This is a genomic window from Streptomyces sp. BK022, assembly GCF_004217355.1.
Taxonomy (GTDB): domain Bacteria; phylum Actinomycetota; class Actinomycetes; order Streptomycetales; family Streptomycetaceae; genus Streptomyces; species Streptomyces griseoluteus.
Map to the genome: position 1 here is coordinate 203,242 of NZ_SHKU01000007.1, position 17,957 is coordinate 221,198.

The 17,957-nt window shown below is 72.2% G+C and carries 20 protein-coding genes and 1 tRNA gene; 9 read left to right on the forward strand and 12 right to left on the reverse strand.

Annotated features, from left to right (window positions below):
• Positions 1-25 precede the first annotated feature (25 nt).
• Positions 26-994, forward strand: a complete 969-nt coding sequence (locus tag EV284_RS27460) for a YafY family protein (RefSeq protein WP_130338790.1) — start codon at positions 26-28, stop codon at positions 992-994.
• On the opposite strand, the gene EV284_RS27465 is transcribed toward EV284_RS27460, so the two are convergent.
• Both EV284_RS27465 and EV284_RS27470 read right to left on the reverse strand, forming a co-directional pair.
• On the reverse strand, positions 985-1,623 hold the full coding sequence (locus EV284_RS27465) for a TetR family transcriptional regulator (protein WP_130339318.1): 639 nt from the start codon (positions 1,621-1,623) through the stop codon (positions 985-987). The two genes, EV284_RS27460 and EV284_RS27465, sit on opposite strands and share 10 nt — an antisense overlap.
• A gap of 495 nt (positions 1,624-2,118) precedes the next feature.
• The gene (locus EV284_RS27470) at positions 2,119-3,147 is read right to left on the reverse strand and encodes a sigma-70 family RNA polymerase sigma factor (protein WP_130338792.1); all 1,029 of its coding nucleotides are present in this window, start codon (positions 3,145-3,147) and stop codon (positions 2,119-2,121) included.
• Between the two features lie 191 nt (positions 3,148-3,338).
• On the opposite strand from EV284_RS27470, the gene EV284_RS27475 reads away from it, so the two are divergent.
• Complete coding sequence (locus EV284_RS27475; protein ID WP_130338794.1) at positions 3,339-3,866, forward strand: GNAT family N-acetyltransferase; 528 nt, start codon at positions 3,339-3,341, stop codon at positions 3,864-3,866.
• A gap of 15 nt (positions 3,867-3,881) precedes the next feature.
• Here the strand turns inward: EV284_RS27475 and EV284_RS27480 are convergent, their stop codons facing one another.
• On the reverse strand, positions 3,882-4,670 hold the full coding sequence (locus EV284_RS27480; protein ID WP_130338796.1) for a class III extradiol ring-cleavage dioxygenase: 789 nt from the start codon (positions 4,668-4,670) through the stop codon (positions 3,882-3,884).
• Positions 4,671-4,784: 114 nt separating this feature from the next.
• On the opposite strand from EV284_RS27480, the gene EV284_RS27485 reads away from it, so the two are divergent.
• Positions 4,785-5,306: a MarR family transcriptional regulator gene (locus EV284_RS27485; protein WP_130338798.1), complete on the forward strand. Its 522-nt coding sequence runs from the start codon at positions 4,785-4,787 to the stop codon at positions 5,304-5,306.
• Positions 5,307-5,324: 18 nt separating this feature from the next.
• Here EV284_RS27485 and EV284_RS27490 read toward each other — a convergent pair whose 3' ends face one another.
• Positions 5,325-6,863, reverse strand: coding sequence for an MFS transporter (locus EV284_RS27490; protein ID WP_130338800.1), 1,539 nt, complete (start codon positions 6,861-6,863; stop codon positions 5,325-5,327).
• Positions 6,864-7,059: 196 nt separating this feature from the next.
• Positions 7,060-7,704 (reverse strand): TetR/AcrR family transcriptional regulator, encoded by a 645-nt coding sequence (locus tag EV284_RS27495; RefSeq protein WP_130339320.1) that lies wholly within the window; start codon positions 7,702-7,704, stop codon positions 7,060-7,062.
• Positions 7,705-8,050: 346 nt separating this feature from the next.
• On the opposite strand from EV284_RS27495, the gene EV284_RS27500 reads away from it, so the two are divergent.
• Both EV284_RS27500 and EV284_RS27505 read left to right on the forward strand, forming a co-directional pair.
• A complete protein-coding gene (locus EV284_RS27500) occupies positions 8,051-9,397 on the forward strand; it encodes a M6 family metalloprotease domain-containing protein (RefSeq protein ID WP_130338802.1) in 1,347 nt (448 codons plus the stop codon).
• A gap of 97 nt (positions 9,398-9,494) precedes the next feature.
• Positions 9,495-9,567: transfer RNA gene (locus EV284_RS27505), tRNA-Arg, on the forward strand.
• A gap of 65 nt (positions 9,568-9,632) precedes the next feature.
• Here EV284_RS27505 and EV284_RS27510 read toward each other — a convergent pair.
• Positions 9,633-9,995 carry an amphi-Trp domain-containing protein gene (locus EV284_RS27510; RefSeq protein WP_130338804.1) on the reverse strand — a complete coding sequence of 121 codons (363 nt, stop codon included), beginning with the start codon at positions 9,993-9,995 and terminating at the stop codon, positions 9,633-9,635.
• A 219-nt stretch (positions 9,996-10,214) separates the two neighbouring features.
• Here EV284_RS27510 and EV284_RS27515 point away from each other — a divergent pair, with 219 nt between their 5' ends.
• Positions 10,215-10,541 (forward strand): carboxymuconolactone decarboxylase family protein, encoded by a 327-nt coding sequence (locus EV284_RS27515; protein ID WP_130338806.1) that lies wholly within the window; start codon positions 10,215-10,217, stop codon positions 10,539-10,541.
• A gap of 266 nt (positions 10,542-10,807) precedes the next feature.
• On the forward strand, positions 10,808-11,224 hold the full coding sequence (locus EV284_RS27520) for a hypothetical protein (protein ID WP_130338808.1): 417 nt from the start codon (positions 10,808-10,810) through the stop codon (positions 11,222-11,224).
• Positions 11,225-11,244: 20 nt separating this feature from the next.
• Here the strand turns inward: EV284_RS27520 and EV284_RS27525 are convergent, their stop codons facing one another.
• From EV284_RS27525 to EV284_RS27535, 3 genes are all read right to left on the reverse strand, one after another.
• Complete coding sequence (locus tag EV284_RS27525) at positions 11,245-12,201, reverse strand: bile acid:sodium symporter family protein (protein WP_242625842.1); 957 nt, start codon at positions 12,199-12,201, stop codon at positions 11,245-11,247.
• A gap of 130 nt (positions 12,202-12,331) precedes the next feature.
• Complete coding sequence (locus EV284_RS27530; protein ID WP_130338810.1) at positions 12,332-12,688, reverse strand: TraR/DksA C4-type zinc finger protein; 357 nt, start codon at positions 12,686-12,688, stop codon at positions 12,332-12,334.
• A gap of 9 nt (positions 12,689-12,697) precedes the next feature.
• Entirely contained in the window at positions 12,698-13,891 is a 1,194-nt protein-coding gene (locus tag EV284_RS27535; RefSeq protein ID WP_130338812.1) for an MFS transporter, read from the reverse strand.
• A 69-nt stretch (positions 13,892-13,960) separates the two neighbouring features.
• Between EV284_RS27535 and EV284_RS27540 the strand changes: the two genes are divergently transcribed.
• Positions 13,961-14,935 (forward strand): helix-turn-helix domain-containing protein, encoded by a 975-nt coding sequence (locus EV284_RS27540; RefSeq protein WP_130338814.1) that lies wholly within the window; start codon positions 13,961-13,963, stop codon positions 14,933-14,935.
• 10 nt (positions 14,936-14,945) lie between these two features.
• Entirely contained in the window at positions 14,946-15,452 is a 507-nt protein-coding gene (locus EV284_RS27545; protein ID WP_130338816.1) for a glutathione peroxidase, read from the forward strand.
• A 122-nt stretch (positions 15,453-15,574) separates the two neighbouring features.
• Here EV284_RS27545 and EV284_RS27550 read toward each other — a convergent pair whose 3' ends face one another.
• The 3 genes from EV284_RS27550 to EV284_RS27560 all read right to left on the reverse strand — a co-directional run bounded on the left by EV284_RS27550 (position 15,575) and on the right by EV284_RS27560 (position 17,844).
• Positions 15,575-15,766 (reverse strand): DUF397 domain-containing protein, encoded by a 192-nt coding sequence (locus EV284_RS27550; protein WP_030804896.1) that lies wholly within the window; start codon positions 15,764-15,766, stop codon positions 15,575-15,577.
• A 210-nt stretch (positions 15,767-15,976) separates the two neighbouring features.
• Complete coding sequence (locus EV284_RS27555) at positions 15,977-16,834, reverse strand: helix-turn-helix transcriptional regulator (RefSeq protein ID WP_130338818.1); 858 nt, start codon at positions 16,832-16,834, stop codon at positions 15,977-15,979.
• A 254-nt stretch (positions 16,835-17,088) separates the two neighbouring features.
• Positions 17,089-17,844 carry a GPP34 family phosphoprotein gene (locus tag EV284_RS27560; RefSeq protein ID WP_130338820.1) on the reverse strand — a complete coding sequence of 252 codons (756 nt, stop codon included), beginning with the start codon at positions 17,842-17,844 and terminating at the stop codon, positions 17,089-17,091.
• Positions 17,845-17,957 lie beyond the last annotated feature (113 nt).

The window sequence follows — 17,957 nt, forward strand, 5'->3', positions numbered from 1 at the left end:
CTAGATGTGCGGCATGCTCACCCACATGACGACGGACACCCCGGCCCGGCTGCTGACGCTCCTGTCCCTCCTCCAGACCCCGCGCGAATGGCCCGGCGGCGAGCTGGCCGGCCGGCTCGGGGTCTCCCGCCGTACGGTCCGGCGCGACATCGACCGGCTGCGCGAGCTGGGCTATCCGGTACAGGCCACGAAGGGCGCGGAGGGCGGGTACCGGCTGGTCGCGGGCAAGGCGATGCCGCCGCTGGTGCTGGACGACGAGGAGGCCGTCGCCATCGCCGTCGGTCTGCGGGCGGGGGCCGGGCACGCGGTGGAGGGGGTGGACGAGGCGTCGGTGCGGGCGCTGGCCAAGCTGGAGCAGGTGCTCCCGGCCCGGCTGCGCCGCCAGGTGGCCACCCTTCAGGCCGCGACCACCCCGCTGACCAGCGGAGACGGCCCGACCATCGCACCGGAGACGCTGACCGTGATGGCGTCCACGATCGCCGGCCGCGAACGGCTCCGCTTCGCCTACCGCGCCGGGGACGGCAGCGAGTCGCGCCGGCTGACCGAGCCGTACCGGCTGGTGTCCACCGGGCGGCGCTGGTACCTCGTCGCCTTCGACCTCGACCGCGAGGACTGGCGCACCTTCCGGGTGGACCGGGTCGGCGACCCGTTCGCCACCGGCGCCCGCTTCACCCCGCGTGAACTGCCCTCCGGCGACGCGGCGGAATACCTGCGCCGCTCGATCCAGCGGCGCAACGAGACCTATGAGTTCACCGTCCGCTTCGCGGCCCCCGCCGACCGGATCGCGGCCCGCGTCCCCCACTGGTTCGGGGCCCCCGAACCGGACGGCCCGGACCACTGCCTCCTGCACGGAACCACCGGCGACCCGGTGGAGTGGCTGGCGGTCCGGCTGGCGATGACGGGGCACGAGTTCACGGTGCGGAGTCCGGACGTACTGGCCGAGACGGTGAGGGAGTTGGGGGCGCGGCTGCTCCGCGCCGTCCCTCAGCCCTGAGGCGCTTCCCAGGCGAAGTCGCCCAGGGCCACCAGGTTGCCCAGGGCCAGGGCGGCCGGGCCCGCCGGGCCGGTGGGCGGGGCCTCAGTGAGGGCCCAGGTCTCCACGGCGACCCGCACGGCCGCGCCCGCCACGGCCGCGGCGAAGCGGAGGTGGGGGGTGGCGGCCTCGGCAACGTTGTCGGCGTCGTCCTCGGCGGGCTTCAGCCGCGCGGCCAGCGCCTCCGCGAGTTCCGTCTCCGACGCCTGGCAGACCTCCGCCCAGACCTTGCCCAGGGCCGGGCTGGTGTGGGCCATCCGGATCAGGGTGCGGGCCCACTCCCAGGCCGACGCGGAGACGCCGACACCGGGGGCGAGGGTGCGGTCGACGGCGTGCCGGAGGGCCTCGGGGAGGGTGAGGTGGGCCGGGGCCGCGCGGACGGACTCGGTCCAGAGCTGGGCGCCGGCCGCGTACAGCGGGGCCACCGCCTCTTCCTTGGAGGCGAAGTAGCGGTAGAACGTGCGCGGTGCGATGCCCGCCGCGTGCGCGATGTCCTCGGCGCGGGTGGCCCGCAGGCCCTGGCGGACGAAGAGGGTCGCGGCGGCGCGGGCGATCTCCGTACGGGTCTCGGCCTTGCGGCGCTCGGTCAGGGAGACCGCCGGAGAGGCCGGGTACGAACGCCTTCGGGCGGTGGTGCCGGTGTTGCCGGTGTTACGGGTGGTACGGGGGGTGCTCACCTCGGCAGGCTATGCCCCTGTGGCAGAATCTGCCATTCGGCGGGTCACCCCGTGGTTCAGGTGCGGGGTGGCCCGCTTTTCCGTGCCCGCGGCCCGGTGCGCGGCCGGAGACCGCGCGGGCGCGAAAAAGCCGGGCTCCGGCGCCGGGGGGGGTGGCGCCGGAGCCCGGCCGGGAAGTCCCGACGCCGGGGGGGATGACGTCGGAACTGGTCCGTGGGCCCGCCCCGGAGGGCGGGCCTTACGTGGCGGTGGGGACGCCGCGCGGTACTCGGTGGGAGTGCGGTCCCTGGAGCCTGGACTCCGGTGTCCGCATGGGTTGTTCCCGCGCCCGGAGGCGTTGAAGCGACGGGACCGCGCCATGTTGGCACCGCATTCCGCCACCGCGCCGCGCACCCACCCCCCGGGGTCCTACGCCGCCGCGTCGAACCCCGTGTCGTGGGCGAGCTTCTTCAGCTCCAGCAGGGCGTGCTTCTCTATCTGCCGGATGCGCTCGCGGGTCAGTCCGTGCTCCTTGCCGACCTCGGTGAGGGTGCGCTCACGGCCGTCCTCGATGCCGTACCGCATCTTGATGATGGAGGCGGTGCGCTCGTCCAGGCGGCCGATCAGGTCGTCCAGCTCCTCGCGGCGCAGCAGGCTGAGCACCGACTGCTCGGGCGAGACCGCGGAGGTGTCCTCCAGCAGGTCGCCGAACTGGGTCTCACCCTCGTCGTCAACCGCCATGTTCAGCGAGACCGGGTCACGGGACCAGTCGAGCACGTCGATGACGCGCTCCGGCGTGGACCCCAGCTCGGCGGCGATCTCCGCGGGCTCCGGGTCGCGGCCGTGCTCCCGGTTGAACTCGCGCTGCACCCGGCGGATGCGGCCGAGCTCCTCCACCAGGTGGACGGGGAGCCGGATGGTGCGGGACTGGTCGGCGATCGAGCGGGTGATGGCCTGGCGGATCCACCAGGTCGCGTACGTGGAGAACTTGAAGCCCTTGCGGTAGTCGAACTTCTCGACCGCGCGCACCAGGCCCGCGTTCCCCTCCTGGATCAGGTCGAGCAGGGGCAGGCCGCTGCGCGGGTAGCGCCGGGCCACGGCCACGACCAGGCGGAGGTTGGAGCGGATGAAGACGTCCTTGGCCCGCTCGCCCGCCTCGAACAGCTCCTCGAGCTCCTCGCGGGACGCCTCGGCGCCGGTCTCCTCCTGGCCGTCGAGGACCTGGCGCGCGAACACGCCCGCCTCGATCGTCTGGGACAGCTCGACTTCCTTGGCGGCGTCGAGCAGGGGCGTACGCGCGATCTCGTCGAGGTACATGCCGACCAGGTCGCGGTCGGCGATCTCGCCGCCGCGCACGCGGACGCTGCTTGCCGAGTTGGCCGTCTGTCCCCCAGAGCCCGGAGCCTGGGAGGTGCCCCCATTGGCGGACTTACGACGGGCGACGGCGCGGGTTGCCATGCGTGCTCCCTTGCGGTGGTGGCTGGCAGGTGGTCCTGGCGAACGCTCGGCACTCCGGACCCTCCCTCGGGACTCTCCTCGGGTGCCCTGCATCCGTGGGAAACAACGACTGGAATCCGGACAGAATTCCCCACCCACCCCCCGATTTTTCTGATCATGCAGTACCCTGTCGGGCCACGGAGGGGGTACGCATGGTGCCGAGCGGGACGGAAGTGCAGGTCAGACCCGGAACCGAGGCCGATCTCGACGCTCTGACCGCGCTGTACAACCACTATGTGACTGAGACGGCCATCACTTTCGACCTGGCCCCGTTCACCCCCGTGGAACGCCGCCCGTGGCTGCTCTCCCACCCGGAAGACGGCCCGCACCGCCTCCTGGTTGCCACGGAAGCGGGTTCCCGTCACCTCGTCGGCTACGCCACCTCGGGCCCCCACCGCCCCAAGGCCGCGTACGCCCCCTCGGTGGAGACCTCGGTCTATGTGGCCCCGGACGCGGTCGGCCGGGGTGTGGGCACCCTGCTCTACGGCGCCCTCTTCGCCGCGCTGGAGGGGGAGGACGTGCACCGCGCCTTCGCCGGCATCACCCAGCCCAACGAGGCGTCGACCCGGCTGCACGAGCGCTTCGGCTTCCGGCACCTGGGCACGTTCGGCGAGGTCGGCCGCAAGTTCGGCCGCCACTGGGACGTGGCCTGGTACCAGAAGGACCTCGACGCCGGCTGAGCCACCGGCGTGGTTTCAGCCGAACTGCACGGACCGCTTGGCCAGCCCCATCCAGAACCCGTCGATCACCGACCGGTGCGCGTCCGCGCCGGCCGCGCCGAGCGTGACGAACAGTGGCGCGAAATGTTCGGTCCGCGGGTGGGCGAGCTTCCCGGCCGGGGCCTTGGTCTCGAAGTCCAGCAGCGCGTCCCAGTCACCGGCGTCCAGCGCGGCCCGCCCCCAGTCGTCGAACTCGGCGGACCAGCCCGGCACGCCGCCGGAGTGCCGGAGGGCGGCCAGGTTGTGGGTGAAGAAGCCGGAGCCGACGATCAGGACACCCTCGTCACGCAGGGGCGCGAGCTTCCGGCCTAGGTCCAGCAGCCGGGCCGGGTCGAGGGTGGGCAGGGAGATCTGGAGGACCGGGATGTCGGCGTCGGGGAACATCTCGACGAGCGGGACGTAGGCGCCGTGGTCCAGGCCCCGGTCCGGGATGTCCTGCACGGGGGTGCCGGGGGCGCGCAGCAGCTTGCGTACGGATTCGGCCAGTTCGGGGGCGCCGGGGGCGTCGTACCGTACGCGGTAGTAGTGCTCGGGGAAGCCCCAGAAGTCGTAGACCAGCGGGGCGGTGCGGGTGGCGCCGAGGGCGAGGGGGGCCTCCTCCCAGTGGGCGGAGACCATCAGGATCGCCTTGGGGCGGGGCAGGCCGTCCGCCCAGGCGGCGAGCTGGCCGGGCCAGACGGGGTCGTCGGCGAGCGGCGGGGCGCCATGACTGAGGTAGAGGGCGGGCATGCGGTCGGGAGCGGACGGCTCGGCGGTGTGGTGCATGACGGCTCCTCCCACGGCGGGGCACTCAGCTTTGCTTTAACTCTCAAGCATTACTCGGCCAGACTACGCCCGACTAGTTCAAGTTTCAAGAAGGCGGCTCGTACAGTGGGAGACATGAACTCGGCATCCACCCCGGCAACGGCGCCGGCACCCGGTCACCGCTGGCTCAGCGACGAGGAGCAGCGCGTCTGGCGGGCGTATCTGCACGCGACCACGCTGCTGGAGGACCACCTCGACCGGCAGCTCCAGCGCGACGCGGGCATGCCGCACGTCTACTACGGCCTGCTGGTCGGCCTCGCCGAGGCCCCGCGCCGCAGACTGCGGATGACCGAGCTGGCCCGGAAGTCGAAGATCACCCGCTCACGGCTCTCGCACGCGATCGCCCGGCTGGAGAAGAGCGGCTGGGTGCGCCGCGAGGACTGCCCCTCGGACAAGCGCGGCCAGTTCGCGGTGCTCACCGAGGAGGGCGCCGAGGTGCTGCGCCGTACCGCGCCCGGCCATGTCACCGCCGTACGGCAGGCGCTGTTCGACCGGCTGAGCCCCGCGCAGCAGAAGGCCCTCGGCGAGATCATGGAGATCGTCGCCGAGGGCCTTCAGCCGAGCGAGGCGGGCGCGGACCTGCCCTGGCTCCGCTGACTCCCGCCGGGGCCGGTGCTAGTGCGCGACCACCGGCACCGGGATCTCGTCCTCGGCACCGTCACCGGAGGCCATCTTGACGGCGCCCGGCTTGCCCGCGTTGACCATGGTGAACGCGATCAGCGAGGCGACCGCCAGGATGCCGACGGCGAACCAGATGGCCGTGCTGTACCCGTGCACCATGCCCTCCAGCTTGACCAGCTGCTGCTGCGGCACCGCGCGCGCGGACGCGATGTGGTCCTTGACGTACGAGGTGGTCGCGGACGCGGCGATGGTGTTCAGCAGGGCGGTGCCGATCGCGCCGCCGACCTGCTGCGAGGTGTTGACCATGGCGGAGGCGACGCCCGCGTCCCGGGGCTCGACGCCCTGGGTCGCCAGCGACATCGCCGGCATGAACGCCGTACCCATGCCGAGGCCGAGCAGCACCATGGCAGGCAGCAGCAGGGCCGGGTAGGAGGAACCGATCTCGAGCTGGGTCAGCAGCAGCATGCCGAGCGCGGCGAGCGCGAAGCCGGGGCCCATCAGCAGCCGGGCCGGGACCCGGATCATCAGACGGGCGCCGATCTGGGTGGAGCCGGTGATCATGCCCGCGACCATCGGCAGGAACGCGAAGCCGGTCTTGACCGGGGAGTAGCCCTTCACGACCTGGAGGTAGTAGGTCAGGAAGAGGAACAGGCCGAACATGCCGATGATGGCGAGACCGAGGGAGAGGTAGATGCCGCCCCGGCTGCGGTCGGCGACCACGCGCAGCGGCAGCAGCGGCGCCTTGACCCGCTGCTCGACCAGGACGAACGCCAGCAGCAGCACCACGGAGGCGACGAACATCGAGATGGTGACCGCGTCGCTCCAGCCGTCGGACTCGGCGCGGGTGAAGCCGTAGACCAGGGAGACCAGGCCGAGCGTGGAGAGGACCACGCCGGGGATGTCGAGCGGGGAGCGGTTGCGGCCGCCCTCGGGCTCCCGGATCACGAACCAGGCACCGGCCGCGGCGACGATGGCGAACGGCACGTTGACGAAGAAGGTCCAGCGCCAGTCGAGGTACTCGGTGAGGAAGCCGCCGAGGATCAGGCCGACGGCACCGCCACCGCCCGCGATGGCGCCGTAGATGCCGAACGCCTTGGCGCGCTCCTTGGCGTCGGTGAACATCACGGCCAGCAGGGAGAGCGCGGCCGGGGCGAGCAGGGCGCCGAAGACACCCTGGAGGGCGCGGGCGCCGAACATCATCACACCGGTGGTGGCGGCGCCGCCGAGCGCGGAGGCCGCGGCGAAGCCGGCGAGACCGAGCAGGAAGGCGCGCTTGCGGCCCCACAGGTCGGCGATGCGGCCGCCGAAGAGCAGCAGACCGCCGAAGGCGAGGGCGTAGGCGGTGACGACCCACTGCCGGTTGCCGTCGGATATGCCCAGGTCCTGCTGGGCGGAGGGCAGCGCGATGTTCACGATGGTGGCGTCGAGGACGACCATCAGCTGGGCCAGCGCGATGAAGACGAGCGCCTTCCAGCGGTTGGCGTCGCCGCCGGGCGCGGCGGCCGCGGGCGGCCTGGTGACTGTTTCGGACATGGGGGTACCCCGTTCGGGACTTCGGTCGGACGTGTCGGACATGCGGGGCACGGTCGTACGGCGTCTCGTACGCGCACAGGGCGTGCGGGGCCCCACCGGCTCGCCCTCGTTGGCGGCCGGGTGGCTTTCGGGTGATTCCGGGGCGCGGGCCCGGCGGAGTCGAGGTCTGTCGGTCGGGTAGGTCAGGTCGGTCGGGTCAGGACTGGCGGAGATCCTCCATGGTCACGGCCGTACCGGGCAGGACGGAGCGGGCCGGGGCCCGCAGCCCGTCGAGGAAGAGTTGCAGATGACGGTGGACGAACCGGTCGGCGTCGAAGCACGCGGTGCCGGCCGGGGGCCGGCTGAGCTGGGCGGCGGCGACCATCAGGTCACCGACGCCGACGTCGCCACGGAGCTGTCCGGCCGCCTTGGCGCGGTCCATGACCTCGGCGATCAGCGCCTCCACCCGTTCCCGCGCCGCCTCCAGGTCGGGGTGGTTGCGGTCGAAGGTGCTGGAGACCATCGGGCACAGCGCGCTGATCCGCTCCTCGGCGGCGGCGTGCGCGAAGCGCTCCAGCGCGGCGAAGGCGTCGCCGGTCTCGGCCAGGGCGCACTTGGCGGCCTCGGCCGTGCGGTCCATGACGGAGCACAGGACCTCCCGGACCAGGGCGTCCCGGTCGGGAAAGTTGCGGTACAGAGTGGCGTTGCCGACGCCCGCGCGGCGGGCGATCTCGTCCAGCGGCACCTGGGGGCCGTGCTCGACGAACATCTCCCGCGCGGCGGTGATGATCCGCTCCCGGTTGCGGAGCGCGTCGGCACGGGGCCGGGGCGACGCCCTGCGGGCGGAGGGTGCGGTGCGCACGGCGGACACGGCGGGCTCCCCATCTGTACGGGTCGGGACGAATGGACGGTGACCGTCCGCTGATCCGGGGAGAAGCTCCCCGCTTCGCGCGGACACAGGTCTAAACGGGGAAGCCCTCCCCGGTTATTTCCCCGTTCCGATGTGACCTGGGTCACATCCCACTCGGGCCGTCGCCGATCCCCGTTCACCCGGGCCGTTCACCCCTGACCGTAGGCGATTCACCCCCACTCCTGCCGAAATCCCACGATCGGTCTCTTCCAGCGCGCGACCCGGGCCGCGGCGACCCAGGGTGAGCCCAAGGGCGCAGCCGGATCACGGGGGCTGCCGTGGAGCGGGAGGTCCGTGCATGCAGCCGCAGTCGCCCCGCCGCCCCATACGCCCGCGCCGGATACGCCCGCGCCGCGCTGCCGCCCTCGCCTCGGTGACCGTGCTGACCTTCGCGGTCAGCACGTCGGCGGGGTCCGGGCAGCTCGCGGCGCGCACCACCGCCGGGCCGAACGGGCTGATACGCACCGCCGCCCTGGCCCCCTGCATGATCCAGGGAGCGTCCGAGGTCCAGATGACCGAGGGCTTTCCCACCTCCACCGGCTACTCCCGCTCCACCGGCACGGTGCACGCCCTGACCCTGATGGTCGACTTCCCGGACACCCCCGGCGAGGGCAAGGCGATGGACCGCTTCCACGAGTTCTTCCCCAAGACCCAGGAGTGGTTCGCCAAGGCGTCGTACGGCCGGCTCGACTACCGCGCCGAGACCCCGATCACCTCCTGGCTGCGGATGCCGAAGCCGTTCAAGGACTACGGCATAGAGCGCGGCGCCCCCTTCGACCCCGGCTACCGGCAGCTGGTGCGGGACATCGTCTCCGCCGCCGACCCGGACGTGGACTTCCGCTCGTACGACCTGCTGAACGTGCTGGTCACTCCGAACGCCGGACCCTCCGCCCTGGACACCGTCCTCTCCGTCACCTTCGCCGGCAACGGCGAGGCCCCGGTGGCCGACGGCACCCCGGTCTCCAACGCCTCCTTCGTCTACTCCCGCCAGGACGACGGCTCGGGCGCCTACGCGGACACGGGGTACCGGGTGCTGCCGCACGAGAACGGCCACACCTTCGGGCTGCCGGACCTGTACACGCAGGAGGGGGGCAGCTCGGTCGGGCACTGGGACATCATGAGCGAGGACTGGGGGGCCAACAACGACCTGCTCGGCTGGCACAAGTGGAAGCTGGGCTGGCTCCCCGCCTCCCAGGTGAGCTGCGCGACGGCCGCGGGGAGCGCGGACTACACCCTCTCCCCGCTCTCGGACAGGTCCGGGGCGAAGCTGGTCATGGTCCCGCTGGACAACCGCACCGCCTACGCGCTGGAACTCCGCACGCAGGGCGGCAACGACGAGGCCGTCTGCAAGCCCGGCATCCTGGTCTACAAGGTCGACGCCTCCGTCGACACCGGCCGCGGCCCCATCACCGTCTACGACGCCCACCGCGACACGGGCGGCTGCACCCACAGCCCCAACGTCCACGCCGAGCTCTCCGACGCCCCCTTCTCGCCCGGAGAGACCTTCAAGGACCCGGCCTCGGGGATCACCGTCCACGTCGCCGGCGCGGACCTGGAGGGGAAGTACCGGGTCCGGGTGACTCGCACCCACGCGGCGAAGGGCACGACGGCCGCGGCGGGGCCGGTCCGGCCAAGTCACCGCTGAGCCCGGTCTTTTGACCACCGCGACCCCGCTCACCCACCGCCCCACCCCTGATCCGCTACCCTGTCAGGGGCAGCCACGGCTGTGGCCGTCGTACCCCGCCTTCGTAGCTCAGGGGATAGAGCACCGCTCTCCTAAAGCGGGTGTCGCAGGTTCGAATCCTGCCGGGGGCACAGGGAAACACCTGTCCGAAGGCCCTTTCGCTCGGTGAGCGGGAGGGCCTTCGCGCTTGCCGGCGTCACTTCTTCGCGGCGGCCCGCTTCGCGCTCTTGCCCCTGCCGGCGCCCGTGCCACCGCGCGGGGGCCGCGCGGGCGCGCTCTTCCGTGGGGCGGCCTCCTCCGCGACCGCGGCCGTCGGCGCCGCCGCCCGCCTGCGCCCGGTCGGCCACTTGAACTCGATCTCCAGCTCGATCTCGCCGTTGCCGATCTCGATCTCCAGCTCGCCGTGCAGGTCGTCGGGGACCCGCAGGCTCACCGTTCCGGAGCCGAGGTCCAGCTCCGCCTCCCCGCCCTCCCGCAGCGCGGTGGCGAGTGCGGTGAGCTGGTCGGCCGCCTCGAGGCGGGACAGCGGGCGCTTCTGCTCGAACCTGAGGTCCTTCATGGTGACTCCCATCGCGGGCGGGGACCGGCCGGCCGCTGCCGGTACCGGCCCCCCGGCCGGTCGGGCTACTTCCAATCTCGTCTCACCGGGTTGACCACGCACGTCGGGGCGCCATGCACGGGGCCCGGATGCGTTCTACCGTTGACGAGGGGCCCCTGTTTCCGTGCTTTTTCGTCTCCGGCCCTCTCGGGCCCGGAACTCACCAGAAGGGCATGCGACATGTCCACCGCATCCGACACCCCGGTCCTGGACACCCTCGCCGCCATGACCGTCGACTCGATCGAGCGCTGCGGCCTGCCTTCGAACGCGCTCGTCCTCACGCGCATCGCGGCACTCGCCGCCTCCGACGCCCCGCCGATCTCCTACGCGGCCCACATCGACCCCGCCCTCGACAGCGGCGTGACCGTCGAACAGCTGCAGGACGTGCTGGTCGCCATCGCGCCCATCGTGGGCACGGCCCGCGTCATGGCGGCAGCGGCCAACATCTCCACGGCACTCGGCATCGCCATCGCCGTCGCCGACGCCGAGATCGTGGCCCGGGGCTGAGCGCAGCCCCCTCCGCGGCCGAACGGGCCGGGCTCCGCGACTCCTCCGTGCGGGCCCGGTCCGTTCGCCTGACGGCCACAACACCTGGACCGCGAACACACCGACCGCGAACTCCCCGACCACGAACTCCCGGACCGCGGTGCCCGGTTCACCGGCCCGCACAGGAAGCGGCCAGGCCGTCGGGCACCCCACTTTTATGTCATTCTTATTTTTGCTGTAGCGTGCGCGCGTTCGAATCTTCGTTCAACTTCCTAGAAAGAACGCCGATGAGCGCTCCGACGCCCCCCGCTGCCCCCAAGGACCCGTACTTTCCGCAGGAGCAGCCCGCACCGGGGGCGGCGCCCGCGCCCGCGCCTGCCGCGCCCGCCAAGAAGGGCAGGCTGAAGAAGTTCCTGGGCATAGCGGCCATGCTCGTCGCCGCCGTGGCGGTGAAGTTCGGGATCTCCTACGTGTTCAACTCCCCCGTGCACGCCGAGGCCGGCGACTGCGTCCGGGTCACCGGGTCCGAGAACAACCCCGAGGTCGACACCAAGGACTGCGGGGACAAGGACGCCAACTACAAGGTGGTCAAGGTCGTCAAGGACACCTTCGACGTCAACGCCTGCACCGTCGGCGAGGCCGCGCTCGCCCAGGAGTGGGACGCGGAGAAGTTCGTGCTCTGCCTGGACCCCGTGAAGAAGTAGTACGCGCGCTGGACGGCGGGTCAGCCGTCCAGCCTGGTACGCCGGTTCATCCACGCCGCCACCACCGCGCCCGACACGTTGTGCCAGACCGAGAAGACCGCGGCCGGCAGGGCTGTCAGCGGGGTGAAGTACGTCGCCGCCAGCGAGGCCGCCAGGCCCGAGTTCTGCATGCCGACCTCGAAGGCCATGGCACGGCGGGCGGCGGGGTCGAGGCGGGCGAGGCGGGCGGCGCCGTACCCCAGGGCGAGGCCGAAGGCGTTGTGGAGGACCACCGCGAGGAAGACGACGGCCGCCGCGGCCTTCAGGGCGGAGGCGCTGGCCGCCACGACGATCAGGACGATCACCGCCACCGTCCCGGCCGACAGCCAGGGCAGCGCGGGGAGGCAGCGGCGGATCACCGGCGCGGCCAGGCGGCGGACCAGGAGGCCGGCCACCACCGGGACCAGGACCGTCTTCAGGATGTCGACGACCATCGGGCCCGCCTCGATGTCCAGCATGTGCCCCGCGAGCAGCAGCACCAGGTACGGCGTGACCAGCGGGGCGAGCAGCGTGGAGACCGTCGCCACCGACATCGACAGGGCCACGTCACCCTTGGCCAGGAACGTCACCACGTTGGACGCCGTTCCGCTCGGCGTGCAGCCGACCAGGATCACGCCCACGGCCAGCGCGGGCGGCAGGTCCAGCAGCTCCGCGATCGCCCAGCCGAGGCCCGGCATGATCACGTAGTGCGCCACCAGTCCGAGCGCGACGGCCCAGGGACGCCTCCTTACGCCCTGGAAGTCCTTTGACGTCATGGTCAGGCCCATGCAGAACATCACGACGCCGAGCAGGTAGGGCACCGCCTCCTTGCCCCCGGCGAACGCCGACGGCATCAGCATCCCGAGGGCGCCCGCGGCCAGCACCAGCAGGGGGAAGACGGTCACGGCCCGTTTCGCCGTACGGTCGGCCTCCTCCGTACCCGCACCGTCAGTCGTCACCTCGGCCGGAACAACCCGGCCCTCTGGGTTCCGCACTCGTCGCTCCCGCGTCCGCCGTCCCGTCCTCGCGGACCACAACCCGCCCGCCCGGTGATCGTGCCAGACGCGACCCCGTCCGTGTAGGGCACACCTACCGCGGCGCCACCGCCGCGCACCCCACGCACCGCGTGCTCGCCGGCCGGATCTCCAGCCGTTCCGGCGGGATCTCCACCCCGCAGCGCTCGCAGATGCCGTACCGGCCCTCGCGCAGGCGGTCCAGGGCCTCGTCCAGGTGTTCCAGGTGCAGCCGGGCCTGGTCGAGCAGGGAGGAGACGTGGGCGCGTTCGAAGGCGGTGCTGGAGCCGTCCGGGTCGTGTTCGTCGTCGACGGCGACCAGGGCGTTCGCGTCGACGATGGACTGGAAATCCCTGGTCAGGGCGTCGATCTGGGTCAGGGTGGCAGCACGCTCCACCGCGAGGCGTTCCTCGACGGCGGGGTTTTGCGGCATATGCGTCACCTATGCCTCAGCGTCCGCCTGGACGGCCGTATTCCGGGCCGGGGCGCGGCCCGCCAGCGCCAGTACCGAGGTCACCGCCACCGACGCCCCCGCCATCACCGTCATCCCCGCCGCCGGAGACGTGGCCTGCGCCAGCGACCCCGCCAGCGCCGCGCTCACCCCCTGCAGGGTCAGCATCCCCGCCGAGTGCAGCCCCAGGGCGTGCCCCGAGAGGGGGTCCGGGGTCAGGGACATCAGCCGCTCCTGCTGGATCAGACTCGCCCCGAACCCCACGGAGGCGACCGTCACGCACACGATCGCCACGGGCAGCGGAGGGTGGGCCGCGAACGCCAGGTACGGCACGGCCAGCAGGAGGAGCAGCGGTGTCGCCAGGTGCGCCCGGACCGCCGGAGGCAGCAGGCGGCCCACCGTCACGTCCCCCGCCAGCATCCCCACCGCCCCGCAGGCGAACAGCGTGCCCGCCGACTCGGGGGCGTAGGAGACGTACAGCGACTCGCAGCCGACGACCAGGCCGTTGGGGACCCAGAGGCCGAGGTAGGTGAGGCGGCGGGGGCGGGAGGACCAGAGGACGGCGTTGGTGTGCCAGGTCGCGGCGACGGACGGCCGGCCGGTGGTGCGCGGCGGGCGGCCGGTGAGGCCGAGGCGGAGGGTGAGGGCGGCGGTCAGGTACAGGGCGGCGGCGAGCAGGAGGCACACGCGCGGGGAGATCGCGGTGAGGAGCAGGCCGCCGGTGGCGAAACCGACCGTCTGCGTCAGGCCGTTGAGGATGTTGAAGAGGGAACGCCCCGGCAGGTAGCCGTCCTTGGTGAGGATCTCGTTCAGCAGCCCCCAGCGGACGCCCCCGCCCAGCGCGGCCACCAGGCCCAGCAGGAGGACCACGGCGAGGAGTACGCCGGGCGGCAGTCCAGGCACCGCCTGGAAGGCCGTCCCCGCCGCGAAGACCGCCGCGATGGCGGACAGCGCCGTACGCGGGGGCAGCCGGTCGGAGCCGGAGAGCAGGAAGGTCGCGCCGACGACCTGCGCCAGGGCCGGGCCGAACATGCTGAGCGCCGAGAGCAGCGGGGAGCCGGTGGCCCGGTAGACGAGGGTGCCGAGTGCGAGTCCGCCCATCGTCTGGGCGGCGGTCTGGGCGGAGGCGGCGAGGAAGAGCGGGGTGAACTCCGGTGTACGGAACAGGGATCGGTAGCTGGGCATGCGGGGAGTCTCGGCCGTGCGCGTGGTGCTCGTTATTGTTTCGCCGGTCGGCGAAAGGTGGGGCGGGGCATGGGGTGGTGGCTGCTCGACGCGGACACGCTGGCGCGCAGCCGGTTCGTGATCTCCCCGCTCGCCGAGACCTTCGCGAGCCTCAAGCTGCTGCACGCGGGCACGCCCGCGCATCCCGGTGAACGGGAGTGGCTGCGTGCCCATCTCCTCGCCTATCAGGCCCGGTTGGCGGCGGACCCCGTCACCGCGCACCTGATCCGCGCCGGGCTCGGCCGTAGCTGGATCGCCGACTTCCTCACCCCCGCCCCGCGCGAGGGCGAGACCTTCGCCGAGGAGGTCGGCCGGGTACGGGCCGCCCGCCCCGCCGACGCCCGCGCCCACCTGCTGCTCTCCCTCGCCGGCCCGCTGCCCGCCGTACTGGAGCGGGACGACCTGCCCGAGCGGGCGGCCACGCTGCTGGAGTGGGTGTGGGAGGAGGCGGTACGGCCGGACTGGGAGCGGCGGCGAAGGGTGCTGGAGGCGGACGTGCTGGCGCGGACCGCACGGATGGGGCGGGGCGGCTGGGCCGGGGTGCTGGACTCGCTGCGGCCGGGGACGCGGTGGCTGGGCGAGAGCCGGTTCCAGGTCAACCTGCAGACCTACCCGCCCCGCGAGATCTCCGGCGCCGAACTCGTCCTCGTCCCGGTGACCCCGGCGCGGCAGGGCTGGGTCGCGTGGGAGGAGCGGGAGCGGTACGCGGTGGTCTACCCGTGCGCCGGCGCCCTCGCCGGACAGGCCGGGCGCCCGGCGCCCGGGCGCCTGGGCGCGCTGCTCGGGCCGGCCCGCGCGAGCGTGCTCACCCTGCTGGAGTCCCCCCTGAGCACCACCCAGCTCACCGCGCTGACCGGCCAGACGCTCGGCTCGGTCGGCCGCCATCTGAAGGTGCTGCGCGAGTCCGGCCTGATCACCCGCCGCCGCGCGGGCCGCTCGGTGCTGTACTCGCGCACGGCGGCCGGGGAGGTACTGGTGGAAGCCGGGCGCGCCGGCCCTGGCTAGGCTGCCCACCATGACGACCAGTGAACACACCCCCTCCCCCCTCGACGTCGAGATCGGCGCCCTCAAGGGCGGTTCCGCCAAGCTGGCCCGGTACGCCGGGCAGACCGTGCTCGTGGTGAACGTGGCCTCCAAGTGCGGGCTCACCCCGCAGTACACCGGCCTTGAGAGGCTCCAGGAGCGGTTCGGCAGCCAGGGCTTCACCGTGCTCGGCGTGCCGTGCAACCAGTTCATGGGCCAGGAGCCCGGCTCCGCCGACGAGATCGCGGAGTTCTGCTTGGCGACGTACGGCGTGACCTTCCCGCTCACCGAGAAGGTCGACGTGAACGGCGAGGGCCGCCACCCCCTCTACGACCGCCTCACCGGCTTCGCCGACGCCGGGGGCCACACCGGCGACATCCGCTGGAACTTCGAGAAGTTCCTGATCGGCCGCGACGGCCGGGTCGTCGCCCGCTTCGCCCCGCAGACCGAGCCGGAGTCGGCGGAGGTCGTCACCGCGATCGAGGCACAGCTCGGCTGACGGGCACGACGAAGCCCCCTCGGCAAGGACGGCGGGCCGGCCGAGAGGGCTTCGGGATGGTGCGTGTGCTGTGGGTGAAGCATCGGTCAGGTGCTTCCACGCGTGGGGACCGGGTCGGTCCGTTACGCCTTGACCGAGGCCACGAAGGCGTTCCACGCCGTGGCCGGGAAGGCCAGGACGGGCCCCGCGATGTCCTTGGAGTCGCGTACGGCGAGTTCGGCGGCGGTCGGCGACTTGACCTCGACGCAGGCGCCGTTGCCCGCGGAATAGGAGGACTTCATCCACGTCTCCGTCGCGCCCTGAATCAGTGCCATGTCCACTCCTGTTGCGAGTTGCGGTGGTGCGGTTCGCGCCAACCCATGCGAGCGATTGGCGTGATCGACGCTACCGGTCAACCCCTCTACCCGCAGGGACCGTTCACTCGAGCGGGTGGCATATTCCAAGTGAGCCCTCATGCGGGTGGGGCGACGGTGTACGATCCCTCGCCCCACGTAGCACAGCCCTGCCGGAGCCCTGCCGGAGCCCTACTGGGCGAACCTCTTGGCCGCGTCCTGGATGAACTGCTGGGACCGCTCCACCGGGAGCGCCTGGGCCCGCAGGTGCTCGTACATCACGGCGTACTTCTGCACGTCCGGCGCCTTCTCCAGGTACAGGTCGCTGGTGACGCCCTCCAGGTAGACCACGCTGGAGTCGGCCGCGTCGGCGAACTCCAGGATGGCGTACTGGCCGTTGAGCCCCGGATGCGCGCCGACCTCGAAGGGGAGCACCTGCACGGTGACGTGCGGAAGGCTGGACAGCTCGATCAGGTGCTCCAGCTGCTCGCGCATGATGAGCTTGCTGCCGACCACGCGGTGCAGCGCGGCCTCGTCCAGCACCACCCACAGACGCAGCGGGTTGCCGTCGTCGGTGACCCGCTCCTGCCTGCGCATGCGGACCTTGACGCGCTTCTCGATCTCGGCCGTGGAGGTCTCCGGCAGCGCGCCGCGCACCAGCGCCTCGGCGTACGCGCGGGTCTGCAACAGGCCGGTGACCAGCTGGGGTTCGTACACCCGGAGCGACTGCGCGTCGGTCTCCAGGCCGATGTACACGCTGTACGGGATGTCGCCGAAGGTGTGCCACCAGCCCTGCTGGCGGGAGTCGCGGGCCATCTCCATCAGCGAGTCGACCACCCTCTGGTCCTCTACCTCGTAGACCCCGCACAGGTCCCGGACATCGCGCTGACTGATGCTGCGGCGGCCGTTCTCCAGCCTGCTGATCTTCGACTGCGACACCAGCAGGCGGTCGGCGACCTCTTCGGCCGTCATGCCCTTGAGCTCACGGAGCTTGCGCAGCTCCTGGCCCAGCCGGCGCCGCCTGACGGTGGGATTCACATTGGACGCCACGGGATGCGCACCTCCGGCTGGCTGCCTGTATCTGACACTTTGTGTATCTGCTGTTGAGCAGACTGCCACCAAGGCGGTTTCCACCGCTGGGAAACGTCGGATATGCGGCGCCTGCCCGACAGTTCGGGGTGCGCGCCGCCCGGCGGACTGGTATGGGGTGAAGCGGCGGAGCGGGGCGGGGGGACTCCGTCGGTCCACCCGCCCCGCTCTTCAACTCGCCTACAGCCGACGGGGGTTGCCCTCGGCCGAGCCGGTCAGTGTGCCGCCACGCGGGCCATCGTGCCGTGATGCGGCTGCATCGGGACCCCGCGCGCGGGTTCCCCGGTCGCCCTGGCTCCCGGTCCGGCGGGACGGCCGGCCGGAGCCTGGCCGCGCCTCGGCTGGGCGCCCGCGCCGTTCTGCACGTCCATCACGGCGTGCGCGACCAGGCCGCCCATCGGGTCGTGCCGGATCAGGTCCCTGAGCCGGGAGCGGGACGAGCGTCCCTCGTTCCCCGGGTACAGGTGCTTGCCCAGGCCGACCGCGTGGGCCAGCGCGGCGAGCGCGGCGGTCCGTGGGTCCGGTGGTACGCCGGTGCGGATCGCGGAGTCGAGCCTCCCGCGGATCTCCCGGCTGATGGTGGTGTCCGTCGCCTGGTACCGCGTGGTCGGCAGCACGCCGCACATCTGGCCCGGTACGGCGGCCACCATGCCGCACCTCTCCAGGTGCGACAGATAGGTCTGGCGCAGGCCCAGCCGGGGCCCGCCTATCCAATGGACGGCCCGTACCGGAGCGCCGCGCCTTCGCAGCAGCTCCAACGCGCAGTCCAGAGTCGGATCTCCTGTCGGCCGTGGCACCACCACGGCGATACGATCCCCGTCTGGGGCTATCCGTCCGGCCAGCGCCAGCTCCACTAGCTGCGCACCGGCCAGACCGAGGTCGAGCGACTGCGGCTGCGCAGTGGTACCCGTGGCCGGGTCCAGTGCGAGCATCAGAAGCTCTTCCGGAAGTGTTCTGCGGCTCCTGCCCATCCATGCCTCCCCGCGTGGATGAATGACAGGGTGACGCCTCTCACATTCATCTGTCGAGAGCGCGTGCCCGGTTCATGGGGGAACCGGCAGGTATGTCGTTCTCGTCTGCCACT

Excerpts from the sequence above, each read along its gene's own strand:
- EV284_RS27530 (WP_130338810.1), bottom strand. The coding sequence starts at position 12,688 with ATGCCGCAAAACCCCGCCGTCGAGGAACGCCTCGCGGTGGAGCGTGCT.
- EV284_RS27485 (WP_130338798.1), top strand. The coding sequence starts at position 4,785 with ATGAACTCGGCATCCACCCCGGCAACGGCGCCGGCACCCGGTCACCGC.
- EV284_RS27470 (WP_130338792.1), bottom strand. The coding sequence starts at position 3,147 with ATGGCAACCCGCGCCGTCGCCCGTCGTAAGTCCGCCAATGGGGGCACC.
- EV284_RS27500 (WP_130338802.1), top strand. The coding sequence starts at position 8,051 with ATGCAGCCGCAGTCGCCCCGCCGCCCCATACGCCCGCGCCGGATACGC.
- EV284_RS27560 (WP_130338820.1), bottom strand. The coding sequence starts at position 17,844 with ATGGGCAGGAGCCGCAGAACACTTCCGGAAGAGCTTCTGATGCTCGCA.
- EV284_RS27460 (WP_130338790.1), top strand. The coding sequence starts at position 26 with ATGACGACGGACACCCCGGCCCGGCTGCTGACGCTCCTGTCCCTCCTC.
- EV284_RS27535 (WP_130338812.1), bottom strand. The coding sequence starts at position 13,891 with ATGCCCAGCTACCGATCCCTGTTCCGTACACCGGAGTTCACCCCGCTC.
- EV284_RS27480 (WP_130338796.1), bottom strand. The coding sequence starts at position 4,670 with ATGCACCACACCGCCGAGCCGTCCGCTCCCGACCGCATGCCCGCCCTC.
- EV284_RS27510 (WP_130338804.1), bottom strand. The coding sequence starts at position 9,995 with ATGAAGGACCTCAGGTTCGAGCAGAAGCGCCCGCTGTCCCGCCTCGAG.
- EV284_RS27515 (WP_130338806.1), top strand. The coding sequence starts at position 10,215 with ATGTCCACCGCATCCGACACCCCGGTCCTGGACACCCTCGCCGCCATG.
- EV284_RS27550 (WP_030804896.1), bottom strand. The coding sequence starts at position 15,766 with ATGGCACTGATTCAGGGCGCGACGGAGACGTGGATGAAGTCCTCCTAT.
- EV284_RS27520 (WP_130338808.1), top strand. The coding sequence starts at position 10,808 with ATGAGCGCTCCGACGCCCCCCGCTGCCCCCAAGGACCCGTACTTTCCG.
- EV284_RS27540 (WP_130338814.1), top strand. The coding sequence starts at position 13,961 with ATGGGGTGGTGGCTGCTCGACGCGGACACGCTGGCGCGCAGCCGGTTC.
- EV284_RS27475 (WP_130338794.1), top strand. The coding sequence starts at position 3,339 with ATGGTGCCGAGCGGGACGGAAGTGCAGGTCAGACCCGGAACCGAGGCC.
- EV284_RS27490 (WP_130338800.1), bottom strand. The coding sequence starts at position 6,863 with ATGTCCGAAACAGTCACCAGGCCGCCCGCGGCCGCCGCGCCCGGCGGC.
- EV284_RS27545 (WP_130338816.1), top strand. The coding sequence starts at position 14,946 with ATGACGACCAGTGAACACACCCCCTCCCCCCTCGACGTCGAGATCGGC.